Annotated in this window: 5 protein-coding genes; all 5 read left to right on the top strand. The window is 34.3% G+C overall.

Going from position 1 to position 13,837, the window contains the following annotated elements:
• Positions 1–55 precede the first annotated feature (55 nt).
• The 5 genes from ACN1AG_RS00505 (at position 56) to ACN1AG_RS00485 (ending at position 13,826) form a co-directional block, all read left to right on the top strand.
• Complete coding sequence (locus ACN1AG_RS00505; protein ID WP_417905622.1) at positions 56–2,470, top strand: VirB4 family type IV secretion/conjugal transfer ATPase; 2,415 nt, start codon at positions 56–58, stop codon at positions 2,468–2,470.
• Between the two features lie 7 nt (positions 2,471–2,477).
• The gene (locus ACN1AG_RS00500) at positions 2,478–5,411 is read left to right on the top strand and encodes a type IV secretion system protein (RefSeq protein WP_417905084.1); all 2,934 of its coding nucleotides are present in this window, start codon (positions 2,478–2,480) and stop codon (positions 5,409–5,411) included.
• Between the two features lie 88 nt (positions 5,412–5,499).
• Entirely contained in the window at positions 5,500–7,839 is a 2,340-nt protein-coding gene (locus ACN1AG_RS00495; RefSeq protein ID WP_417905083.1) for a type IV secretion system protein, read from the top strand.
• A gap of 330 nt (positions 7,840–8,169) precedes the next feature.
• Entirely contained in the window at positions 8,170–11,085 is a 2,916-nt protein-coding gene (locus tag ACN1AG_RS00490; protein WP_417905082.1) for a type IV secretion system protein, read from the top strand.
• 26 nt (positions 11,086–11,111) lie between these two features.
• A complete protein-coding gene (locus tag ACN1AG_RS00485; protein ID WP_417905081.1) occupies positions 11,112–13,826 on the top strand; it encodes a type IV secretion system protein in 2,715 nt (904 codons plus the stop codon).
• Positions 13,827–13,837 lie beyond the last annotated feature (11 nt).

Raw genomic sequence — 13,837 nt, 5'->3', positions numbered from 1 at the left:
TAATCTAGTGATACTACAACTGTAGTATTAGAACAAAGTATAAAATGACAAAATGATAAAATTATCTGTAACAAAAACAGCCAAAGAGTCGAGATCTAGGAAAGAAAAACCTACTTCTCATTTTATTCCTTATAAATGCCATTGGGATAGTAATACTATTTTAACTAAAAATAATGAATTATTACAAGTAGTAAAAATAGGTGGTTTTTCCTTTGAAACAGCTGATGATGAAGATTTAGATATTAAAAAAAATATCAGAAATGCGTTACTTAAAAATATGTCATCAGGCAATATTGTGATGTATTTCCACACGATCAGGAGACGCAAACCAGTGGTTTTTGATGGGCTTGAATATACCTCTGACCCTACCATAAAAATACCTAATGATTTCACAACTTATTTATCAAATGAATGGCGTAAGAAACATGCAGGTTCTAGGTCGTTTTTTAATGAATTATATGTGAGTATTCTTTATAGACCAGATAAAGCTGGGGTTGCTATAATCGAATATTTCATTAAAAAGCTGATGCAAAAGTCTGATAAATCAGCTTGGGAAAATGACATGCGAGATATGCAGGATAGTTTGCGAGAAATGTCCTCAAGAGTAGTTAATACATTCCATAGTTATTCGGCGAGGTTACTTGGCGTACGCAAATCGAATAGTGGCTATTGTTGTGATATTATGGAATTCTTAGGTACTTTGGTGAATTGTGGATCTTCAATGCAAATGGCCGTTCCAAGAAATTCAATAGACCAATATCTTCCAACCCATAGATTGTTTTTTGGTTCTAGATCTATAGAAGCACGTGGTCCAAAGGGTAGAAGATATGCCGGTATATTAAGTATTTTAGAGTATGGACCATCTACGTCAGCTGGAATCTTTGACGGATTTTTACAAATGCCTTTTGAGTTTGTAATGACCCAAAGTTTTGTTTTTGCTAATAGGACAGTGGCGATTAGCAAAATGCAACTACAACAAAATAGAATGATTCAAGCAGAGGATAAAGCTGTATCACAAGTTGCTGAAATTTCTCGAGCACTTGATATGGCTACCAGTGGTGATATTGGTTTTGGAGAACATCATTTTTCGCTTCTATGCTCTGATAGTAATTTAAAATCCCTTGAGGATACCTTATCTATGGCTTCTGTTGAACTCTCCAATTCTGGAATTCAACCTGTTAGAGAAAGAATTAATATGGAGCCAAGTTATTGGGGGCAGCTTCCTGGAAATATGGATTATATAGTAAGGGGTTCGACTATAAATACTTTAAACATGGCTAGTTTTGCATCTATGCATAATTATCCATTAGGTAAGGTTTTTAATAATCACTGGGGAGAATATGTAACTGTACTCGATACTACCTCGGGAACTCCTTTTTATTTCAGTTTTCATGTTAGAGATGTTGGACATACTCTGATCATTGGTCCAACTGGTGCTGGTAAAACAGTATTAATGAATTTTTTATGTGCACAAGCACAAAAATTTAAACCTAGAATGTTTTTCTTTGATAAAGATCACGGTGCTGAAATATTTATTAGATCACTTAATGGGATTTATACCACAATTGATCCAGGAGGAGAATGTAACTTTAATCCTTTGCAACTTGATGATACTGGGGAGAATAGAACATTTATATTAGAATGGCTTAAAGTATTGGTTACTTCTAATGGAGAGTTGTTATCATCAGAAGATAATAAGATTTTATCACAAGCAGTAAGTGGTAATTTTAAACTAGAGAAAAAAGATAGAAGATTAAAAAATGTTGTAGCATTTTTGGGCATAGATGGTCCTAATAGCTTAGCAGGCAGGATTGCTATGTGGGTTGGTAAAGGCTCTCATGCTAGAATATTTGATAATGAGGCAGATAATATTGATTTGCAGCAAGCTCGAGTATTTGGCTTTGATATGACTGAACTGTTAAAAGATCCAGTTAGTCTTGCTCCTGTGCTACTATATATTTTCCATAGAATTAGTATTTCTTTAGATGGTCAAAGAACTATGATAGTGCTTGATGAGGCGTGGGCTTTGATTGATAATCCAGTATTTGCTCCCAAAATTAAGGACTGGCTAAAGGTTTTACGTAAGTTAAATACTTTTGTAATTTTTGCTACCCAAAGTGTTGAAGATGCAGCTAAAAGCAGGATTAGTGATACCTTGATCCAACAAACTGCGACACAAATATTCTTACCAAACCTTAAGGCAACTGATATTTATCGTAGTGCTTTTATGCTTAGTCAACGTGAATATATTTTGATAAAAACTACAGATCCAACATCGCGTTATTTCTTAATAAAACAGGGGGTAGATGCAGTTGTTGCAAAAATAAGTTTAGATGGTATGACTGATATTATCAATGTTCTTTCTGGTAGGGTTGAAACAGTGTTATTGTTAGATCGGATTAGAAAGAAACATGGTGATGATCCTGAAAAATGGTTACCGGTATTTTATGAGGAAGTAAAATCACTTTAGTTAATTTATGCATTATAATTTTATAAAAAATTTACTTAGTGGAGCAAAAATATTTGCTAGAATAGTAGTGCTATGCAGTCTACTAAATTTTACTGTTGTCCATAATAGTTATGCAGAAGAACCAAAACCAAAAGGTACTTTAGATACTATAATTGATATTCTTTCAGGTTTGACCTGTGAAACTCAAGGTATCGGTGATTTATTACGTACGGAATTTTCTCACACTTGTATACCGGCATCATTTTTCACCTTTGCTGTTGCTAATATAATCTCGCCAGGATTATATGCAAATACCATGCTACGTCTTAAAATAAATGACCATGAATTATTTGATGGAGATTACCCTGGAGGACAATGTGCAAGAAATAATAAAATTGATCCAAATGACCCTAAATTAACCTTTGCATTGTGTAATAATGTTAATCTAGTAGGTGTTAGAGCGAAGGCGATAGCCCTTTCTGCTATTGCTATTGCTAAGGCCGTATTAACCGGTTCTGATCCGTGGAAAGATATTCTAAAAGCATGGAAGAGCAATAAAGCATCATTTCATACTATTTATAAGGACACAAAAGATGGTTATTCTAGTGTAATGTTGGACGTACCTATACCAGTTGTTTTTAAAGTAGTAAAAATAAAAGATACCATGTGTGTGGCTGCTCCTACTATATTAGCAGATTGGGTATCAGTTGGTTGTAAGTATATTAGAGAACCTTACCCTGAATCGATTTATGCGACTTTTATGAGCCTTGATGATGCGACTGCAAAAGGTCCTAATACCGCTACTGACCCAATGGCAATAGTTGATTGTGGTTTATCATCTTCTAGTTGTTACCAAAGAGCTTATAATAATTCTAAGGCAGCCATCGTTATCTCTTCACCATTAATAGAATGTATTAAAGAAATGACGGCAAGATTACTGATTAGTAAAGATGTTTGTACATTTGATGATATTAATGAAGTAATTAATTCAAGTAAAAGAGAAAGTAGCATATTATTTCAATTTCAACGTAATATGCACCGAACTGTTACCGCTTTATTGACTATATATGTAATTTTCTTTGGTTTTAAAATCATACTTTCTGGTGACGTTCCTCCTAAAAATGAAATAATTAATTTTGTATTAAAGATGTTGTTTGTGACCTATTTTTCTGTAGGTATAAACATTACTCCTGGTAGTAATTCTGACTATAATCGACTAGATGGTATGGTGCAATGGGCTTTTCCTTTATTATTAGGAGGAATAGATACACTTGCTGGTTGGGTTATGAATGCTTCACCATCAGAGTTGTGTAAATTTGATGGAGAAGTTTACGATAAAAATCTTTCTTATATGGCATTATGGGATTCATTAGACTGTCATGTAAGCCATTATTTAGGATTAGATATGCTATCAACCTTACTGGTAGAAAATCAATATAAAAATCATGATTTCAAGAATTTTGACTTTTTTAGTTTCTCAGCCCCACCTTATGTATATTTACTGATTCCTGCTATTATTTCAGGTAATATGACTCTAGTATCTTTGGCACTGTCCTATCCTTTATTAGTGATTTCTGTTGGAGCGTTTATGGTGAATGCTACAGTGATGTGCATGATATCTATAGTAATATTAGGTGTGTTAGCTCCTCTTTTTGTGCCAATGTTTTTATTTGAATATACTCGTGGTTACTTTGAATCGTGGGTAAAGTTATTAATATCATTTTTACTACAACCTATGGTAGTGGTAACCTTTATGATTATGATGTTTTCAGTTTATGATTTTGGTTTTTATGGTCACTGTAAATATAAAAGTAACCTTATACAAAGTAGTATAGAAAGTGGGGGAGATGGAAAAAGAAAGGTAAAAATATTTTATGTTGATAATAATTGGGATGGATATATTGATCAAAACGATGTTAAAAGCTGTAAAAATAGCCTAGGTTATATGCTTAATAATCCAATAGAAACAGTTTTTGATTTTGCTAAAGATAACCTCAATGAGATTGTCAAAAAAAAACCAGGTAGTGGTAGTACAAGCGATCATTTATCTAAATACCCGTTTTTGCAGGGTATTATTATGGGACCCGGTATGTTCTTTGTATCACCCAAATTAGTTTTTGAGAAAATTAAGGATATTGCTCTAGCTTTAATTACTGCCTGCTTTACTTTGTATTTAATGTATCACTTTAGTAGCCAATTAGCAGAGTTTGCAGCTGATATGACTGAAGGTGTACCTCTTAGTGGTGTTGCCATACATCCACAAGCAATATACAAAGCCGGTATGGCTGCTCTTGGAGCTGCTGGTAAAATGCAGGCGGCTGATAAAGTAGCTAGAGGTGCTAGTACTAAGGATCTAGGTGGTGGAGGTGGATCAGCTGGAGATACTAAAGCTACTGGTGGTGAATCAGCAGGAGATACCTTAGACACCAGCGGTTCATCTGGAGATACTGTATCAACAGCAGGAGGAGGTGGTGGTAAGTCTCTAGGTGGTGGTGGACTTCCTCTTTCTCCAGCCCGTCATATAGCAGAATCTACTGCAGCTGGTGTATCTGAATCGAGTTCTTCAAATGCAGGAGGTTCTTCAAAGGAATCAAGGGTTAATTTGCAGACTATTGACGAACTTATTCTACCTCCAACTAGTAAAATAGTAGAAACAGAGGATTTTGTTAATAGATCACCACAGATAGCTACAAATACGCAAGAATTAGGAAGGACAGTAGAGAAAGCAAGTCCTGCTAAGGAATTACCAAAAGAGCAAAAGACCCATGAGTTACTTTCTAAAACTTTGGGAGGACTTGAGGATTCTACTATACAAGCTGGAAAGGCTGGTGACATTAAACAAGAAATAAAAAATCGTGAGGAAAAAGCTAGGAAGGAGAGCTATCTTAAAACTAGACCAGCTAAGAAAACTACAACTGCTAGAACTAATGTAAAAAAAGATGGCTCTAATGAAAATTCATAAAGTCACCAAATGTACAAGTTTAAGTAGGTATAATAGTCCTCATTCCCACGTAGGTGGGAGTGACATTAAGGGAAACAGGAATGGAACGATGTCATTCGAGCTGTGGCGGGAATCTAAAGAAATAGACAAGAAAGGTGCTTTAGATATTCTAGATCCCTGCCTTCGCAGGGATGACATAAAGGGAAGCAGGGATGACATTAAAGGAAGCGGGAATGGAACGATGTCATTCGAGCTGCGGCGGGAATCTAAAGAAATAGACAGGAAGGGTGCTTTAGATATTCTAGATCCCTGCCTTCGCAGGGATGACATAAAGGGAAGCGGGAATGACACCTTAGGGCTGTTATACCTACTTAAAACTTGCCCACTTGGTAAAGTCATAAGAATTTTTATACAATGTTGTTTGGTACTTTTTTCAAGCAAAGTTTTTGCTGGTTTTGGAGATCCGTGTCCATCAGTTTCATTTGCAGTAGATGCTTATTTAAGACAAAACACAGCTTACGGGCATCTTCTATATAGTATTGATATGACCGGTACTCCTAATGGGTGTGATGCAACTGACCCACAATTTAAATTCTGTCTAAAAAATAAAGATGGTAGTCCTCTAGAGTGTAAAGTTATTACTCTTAATTTAAATGATTCTAAGCGTCTTAGTGAGTTAAGCACTGATAATAATCCTGATTTAGGTGGAAATACTTTATTAAAAGATATTATTTTAACAGTAAAAATTGTCGATACAAGATTGTGCCTAGTCATGTCTACCTCAAAAGGACAACTTCCACTAGCTTGTAAAAGTACTACCACACCAGCTCCGATACCACCACCAAACGAACAATGCCGGAATATAGGTAAAACTTGTTATATGGGTACTACAAGGAGTCAGTCATTACTTAATTTTTCTGGCTTAGCTGTAGATTGCGTAAAGGAAACTCTTGATAAAGTTTTTTTTCGTTATAGTAGCTGTGATCCAAAAAATGATAAGATTAGTTTGACTGCCCTTAATCCTTTCTCAACCTTCCAAGAATCTTTGAAAATATCTATTAGGGCGGCGTTAATATTATATGTTATGTTTTTTGCTGTTAATATGATTTTAAGCAAAGAATATGGTAATTTAGATAAAATAGCATCTTTTGTTATGAAGCTAATAGTTGTCACTTATTTTGCTACAGGTCTTGGACCAGCGTATTTTAAGGATGGAAAGGAAACTACTGAAAATGGTATGCTTCAGTATGGTTTACCATTACTCACGCAGCTTACTCCACAATTTGCCCAAATAGTTTTTAATGCTGGTGGCTCTCGAGGATTATGTGAGTACGATACTAGTAAGTATAAAGATGGTTATAAGTTTTATGCACTTTGGGATGCTGTTGATTGTAGGATAGGTTATTATTTGGGTATGGGGCTATATTATAATACAGAATCCGTTTTAAACGGTATTCCTAGTGACGTGCCGGGTGAAATTAAAGGTATTGCTGTAGACTTTAAAAAACCTGGAGAGGAAGCACCAAAGGCATTGAGTAAGGTTGGCGGATTCAGATTTTTTACTGTGATGTTTGGTTTATTATTATCTGGACAAATAATAATAGTAGCATCTGGAATAATATTTTCTGTAATATTTGTTTCAATAATTTTATATTTTATAACACACTATTTAGTATGTCTAGTTACCATATATGTCATGACCTATATTTCTCCTATATTTATTCCTATGGTTTTATTTACTAGAACCAAAGCATATTTTGATGCATGGCTAAAAATTTGTATATCTTGTGCAGTGCAGCCTGCAGTGGTAGCTGGTTTTATTGCCTTGTTACTTACTATGTATGATTCGGCAATATACAAGAATTGTGAGTTTATGAGGCATGACTATACGTATAGCAGTGATGTTCAGTTTAGTACTTTTGAGCTTAGATTACCAAAAGATAATACTGAGGATTGTAAAAATAGTGCTGGATATAAATTATTGCGGTATTATTCAGGGGAAGGTTGGGAGAAGCATCTTTTAATTCTTTTTCCAATTAAATCAATTGTTATAGATGTCGTATCACTGTTAGTAGAGTTACTTTATGTATTAATTTTTTCAATTATTTTTTATTATTTTTCAAAATCAATTAGTCAGTTTGCTGCCGAGCTTACTGGTGGTCCTATCATGGATTCTGTAACAGCTAGTCCTACTAAGATAGTTGATATGGTTAAGAAAGGGGCAGAGTTTATTGCCGATGCTTCAAAAAGCTCCGGTGGAAAACCACCGCAGAAAAATCCTTTAGAAAAACCAAGGAAAGGAGGAGAAGAAGCAAAAGATTCAGGTGGTGGTGATGGTGGTGGCAAAGCTGATGAAGGTACGGCGGGTTCTAGTGGTGGTGGTAGCGGCGGTGGTATGGGTTCTGGAGGCGGTGGTGGTATGAGTGGTGGTGGCGGTGGTACAGGGTAACAAAAAACGATGTCATTCCCGCTTCGGTGAGGAATCTATAACTCGATAATCAAGTTTTTGAGTTATATAATTCATGGCAGTTTAAAAGTCATGAAAAGAAGTCGAGAAGATGTCATTCCCGCGTAGGCGGGAATCTAAAAATACAAAAACACCTTAGACGTAAAGGTTTTTGAGATCCCAGCCTACGCTGGGATGACATACTAGTGATTCACGCGGGCAATGCCTATGCTGGGATGACATCGTTTTGACTATATATGACAGGAAGCGGGAATCACATTGAAGCTGCTTAAGTGGCAGTAATTAACTTGGATATTATTGTATAAAAATTGTATGAAAGGAAATTTATCAAAACTTATAATAGTATTAGGCATAGCGGCTCTAGTGGTTAGCGTTGTTATGGTATTACTTGCGATGATAGGGTCAGTAAAAATTACCAACGGTTGCCTCCTTAGATATGATCAAGACGCAAAGGGAGGTAGTACTGATCGTATTACTAATACAATCATGCTTAACGCAACAGCAAACTATACTGTTATTACCAAAACAAAATCAGATGATTCAATTGAGACTGAGTATGATCCTGATCACTATGGAGAATGGTTAAATACTAATTTAGCTGTTACAGATAAAGATAAGCAGGATATTAAGTTTAAAATAGAGGGTAACATAAGTCTTTGTAGGGCTTATATCCCCAAAAATAATATTCAACAATCTTTAGATCTAGATACCAATAATAACATGGTTGCCATCCCTAGGATTGAAGAAACTAATGCAGAACCACTATCTTTAATTTTTGATGCTAAAACTGATGAATGGCGAAATATAGCTGAATTGTTTATTAACGATAAGATCATAGTATCAATTTTACCGGATCACAAAAAATTGCCGGCTTTGCCTAATAATGTGGCTAGTGTAAAAAATGTCTTTAAGCTTGTTAAGCAAGATGGTGAATTTAAAAATTTTATAGAGACAGCAGATTGTTCAGAAGGACAAAAAACATATAGTCCATTATGTGGTAGATATTCAATATATTCTGGGCAGTATGTTGATAATTGTAAGTGGCAGGATAATTATTATAATAAACAAACCAAATTTTGTCCCCGAGCATGTATTTCGTCACTGTGGGGATGCGATGCGGCAAGTTGCTTTTTTGATAGTGGTTGTTGTCCAAAAGAATGTTCTAAAGTGGGTGCATATGTTAGCACATATAAAACTGCTCCGGAAGTTTATAAAGAAGATAATAGTTATAGTTTTCCTTGGTCGGATGACTTCAATAAGTTATATTTTAATACAGGGTTACGTTGTACTTATACGGATGATGTTCCAACAGGTGACTGTCCTGACCCAGGTAATTATAATACCAAAGATGCCGCTATAATAATTAGTGATACCTACCAAAAAAGTCAAAAACGTTTTTGGTATTCTGCTGATCAAGCAACAGGTCTGTTATATAGAATGGATAACAGTGAGACTCCAACTAATGCCAAATCTTTAGGAGGAAACTATAAATTTGCCAAAGTAATTGAGGGAGACAAAACGTATGATCCAATAAATAATAGTAGAGCTGCTAAAATCATTTATAATGGGACTCTAGCCGGTACAGCAAAAACATATTTACAATATCGTTTATGGTCAAAAGATAACAAATATACCAATAATACTGGTGGCTATGTCTTAAATATTAAGCAGACCAAATGTCGAAGAACTAATGGCGAGAGTTTTGATGATGTTGAGGCTAATCGTGGTAAAGTACAATATTTAGTAGTACCATATGACAAAAATCCTAACACATCTAGTAAACCTTATACCGCTAATAATATTAATATGGATGATGCAGAAGGTAATGCGAAGATTACTACAAGTGGCAATGGGTATCTATGGATGAGAATTTGCAATAAAAAAGAGGATTATAAAGAAAGTTATGGTAGGTATAAAGTACAATTCTTTACCTCAGAAAAAGTTGGTAGTTTTACTTTAAATATTTTAACCCCTTTATTTGAGTCATTAAAAGGAAAAATTAAAGGTATAGCTATAATGATTTTCGAGAATATGACCTGCTATGGTGGGGGAGTTACTACTTGTACTAACTTTTTTAACTATATAAAAGCTGTATTAATTCTCTACGTTATGTCATACGGAGCAATGTTTTTATTAGGTATGGTCAAAATCAACCAACAGGATTTGGTAATTAGGATAGCAAAAATTGCTATAGTTAGTGGGTTAATGAATGAAAGTACTTTTGGATTTTTCAATAATTATATATTTGCTTTTGTAACTAACTTTTCAGATGGAATCATCTCGAATATGAGTGGCTATAGCATGTTTTCATCGACGAATAAGATAACAAATCCTTTCATGTTCCTAGATGCATTAATGAGTAAAATATTGTTCAGTAAAACTTTTGCTGGTCAAGTGCTTTCTTTAATCTCTATGGGTCTTAGTGGATTGATTTATTTTGTTATAGTATTTATTGCTACAATGATAGTAATCATCACCGCTCTTCGAGCCGTGGCAGTTTATATTATGGCATTTATGGCAATCGCTATATTAATTGGTATAGCTCCATTGTTTCTTACGTTTATGCTATTTGATTTCACTAGATATTTATTTGATAATTGGGTGAGGTTTACTTTTAGATATATGATAGAGCCAGTAATTTTAATGGCAGGAATTATTATACTTACTCAGTTATTTACAATTTACTTGGATTTTGCAACTGGTTATAGTGTGTGTTGGAAATGTGCTTTACCTATAAAAGTTCCATTTCCCGCTATCCCAGGTCTTCCTGCGATTTTCTCTAATTTAGAGATTTTTTGTATCAATTGGTTTGTACCTTGGGGAATGGATTCTCGTTCTGGTATGATGGGTTTGAATATGCAACATTATATTGCATTAATTATGATTGCTTATGGAATGTATGGTTATGTTGAATTTTCTGGAAAAATGGTGGCAAAATTGACTAGTACCGCTGGACCTTCTGCTACATCTATGGGGCATGCAATGTCATCGGCAATGGAACAAGGAGCTTTAAAAAAGGTTGGTTTAGATAAGACATCTAGAGATACAATTAAGAAAGAAGCTGCTGGTAGATTAAAAAATAGGAATAAAGCAATTGATAAAGGGAATAAAGCTAGGTCAAAAGGTGATACCAAGGATAGTGATGGTAACAATAAGGATCATAATCCAAGAAGTGGTGTTGAGAGTGGTAGTGGTAATGAAAGTGGTTCTAATGCGAATCCAAAGTAATAACTGAAAATGAAGTGAATAATAGGATGAGAAATTTCAGGCATCTAATTTTGTTGGTAGATTTTCTACTTAAGGGGCAAGTTTTTATTGCCTTAGTAGTTCTGTTAGCCTGTCATCCTGCCAAAGCTAATGATGATGACAGTAAACTTGATTGGATGAATTCAAGTTTAGATGGGCTTAAAACCTTATTTGCATCATGTCTAGAAGTACCAAAATTCAATAGTTTTCAAGAAGGTAGCATTTCTTTAGACCTTGTAAAACCAAATGAATGGAATTCTACTGGTAACTATGTCAAAAAAGATAAAGCAATTAAGTTTGACTGGAGTACTAGGGGAGCTGTAAGTAGTCCAAGAAGATACCGAGTGATGTACCGTATAGATCCAAGATTCAATAGACCACAAATATTTATTAAAACTTTTAATCATTTAACTAAAAAGTATGAAGCTACTAATTTTCCTAAATTTAAGGCAACTGATCCTACTAAAGATTATACAAGTTTGGCATTTAGCAAAATGCAGAATTATGTAGACTATTTTAATTTTGCTAACAATAGACAGAAAATTCGAGTAGAAAAAGGTGATGTCATAAATATAACTCTCGCAGGAGCAGGAGATTTTTTTAGTGTAGCTACTGACGAAGATTTTTTAAAGTCAGAGCTTGACAATAATATGTTAGGAGTTCCGTCACTTTATACAAATAGCAACCTTGATAATAAAATACTATATTCAACTGCAGAAAAATTATGTGATTCTATTGATCCTTCAAGGGATAAAGTGTGCCAGGGTACTGGAGCAAATACAAAATACAAGGTGTTAGATAAATTAGCATTAGTTGGCAAACCGTTGAATCCGGCGATTATACAAGATATGAACCGTTTAGCTATTACGACTTGTCCTAATTTTGCTAATGATAAAAATAACTCTCCCGTATGCTTCTATGATCAAGGGAGAGGAATGAGGATATTGGTAAATAATCAGATTATAAAGAGAGAAGCAGAGAACTTTGTATATTCTAAATTTTTAAAAAAGAGTTTCTTATATTATAAATCTGATATTGCTGGAGATTTAGATTTTTTAACTGATTGGTCAATCCAAGGAATGTTTACTTCCCTAGATAAACCTTTAATGAGTGATTGGACTACATTTTCTGATCTTGATAAACTTAATTTTTATATTAATAGTCCTGCTGTAGATTTAAGTAGCAGTTTTCTACATTTTGGACGCTACATTATGATGGTAGAAGTAGGTAATGGTGATAAGACTGTTAGTGATGCACAGCAGAAAGACATAGAAGTTGAATATATAATAATGAAAGATGGTTGGACACCACTTGCATCGCTAGTGGGTACACAAATCAACCAAGATTTTTCAACTGATGCTGACAAAGATGGTTATTTATGGATTAGGGTAAAGAATCCTAATAAAGAGGTAATGGGATTAATTAAGGTAAATTATGCTAATTACACTGGAAGTACTTGGTTTTCAGATATTGTATATAAAGGGGCAGTTAAACCTATTACCGATGAGTTTCATAAATTTACTATGAATTTTTATACTAAACTAACTAAAAATGTAACATTACACCGAATCATAAAAGCCGCATTGATTCTTTACGTAATAATATATGCTTTAACCTTTTTAGCGGGTGCTATTCAAATAACTGCCAAAGACTTATTAACAAGAATTATAAAAATCACTTTGATAGTAATACTGATAGGAGATGATAGTTGGCACTTTTTCAATAATTACTTATTTAACGCCTTTATTAAGGGTACTGACTATCTAATGACCAATGTAGTAGGGCTTACTAGTTCTAAAGCTAACATTTTTGGTTTTATTGATCCAATATTTGATAAATATACCAATGGCAGATTTTGGGGGCTTTTATTTATACAATTACTCCAAATTCATAATGGTCTTGCTCTTGTTGCTATCATGACTATTTATTCTCTGACGCTTTATTTTAGAGCCATTTTGGAAGTTATCATAGGTTACGTTATAGCCTATATTGGTCTTGCGATTATGATATCTTTAGCACCATTATTCATAATTTTGGTACTATTTGAGAAGACAAAAAGCATTTTCGATAACTGGTTATCTACTTTATTTAGTTACATGATGCAACCAACCATATTATTAATATTTTTTCTATTAATAGATCAGGTGATGTCTGAACAACTTTTAAAAATTGTGGTAAGAGCATGCTGGAACTCTGAATTTATCCCAATAGCTATAGGATTAGATCTAACGCATATGGACATACCGATTAATTTTTCTTTCAAAATACCATTTTTACCTGGGATACCTTTCTTTACGCCGTATGTTACGGAAATTAATGATGCAAAGGATTTATTAAATTCTACCGGGACATTCTTGGTAATATTTACCAGTAGCTTATTATTCTATGCTTATTGCCTAATGTGTTATGGACTTGTCGATTATGTGACTATAGTAGTTGCTCAATTGACCAACGTAACACCTGCAAGACAAGAGGGTGATTTCCAAAGGCCTTCTAATCCTACGCAATCTATTATACAGGATATGGAATCTGTGGCAAAACCAGTCAAGGATTTAGCTTTTGCTCCAGCTAGGATATTTAAGGATAAGGTGATAGATCAAAATTATAAAGCTAGGAAAAGTGATCCTGACGGCAAGAAAGAATATACTGGCAAAATATTTGCCTCGAGAAATGATTCAGACACTGGTGGTGAAGCGGGTGGTGGATCTAATAAAAAGGAATAATTACTATTTAA

The organism is Candidatus Tisiphia endosymbiont of Micropterix aruncella (assembly GCF_965178575.1).
Lineage (GTDB): Bacteria > Pseudomonadota > Alphaproteobacteria > Rickettsiales > Rickettsiaceae > Tisiphia.
This window is presented reverse-complemented; position numbering and strand designations above follow the sequence as displayed.

Excerpts from the sequence above, each read along its gene's own strand:
- ACN1AG_RS00500 (WP_417905084.1), top strand. The coding sequence starts at position 2,478 with ATGCATTATAATTTTATAAAAAATTTACTTAGTGGAGCAAAAATATTT.
- ACN1AG_RS00495 (WP_417905083.1), top strand. The coding sequence starts at position 5,500 with ATGTCATTCGAGCTGTGGCGGGAATCTAAAGAAATAGACAAGAAAGGT.
- ACN1AG_RS00490 (WP_417905082.1), top strand. The coding sequence starts at position 8,170 with ATGAAAGGAAATTTATCAAAACTTATAATAGTATTAGGCATAGCGGCT.
- ACN1AG_RS00485 (WP_417905081.1), top strand. The coding sequence starts at position 11,112 with ATGAGAAATTTCAGGCATCTAATTTTGTTGGTAGATTTTCTACTTAAG.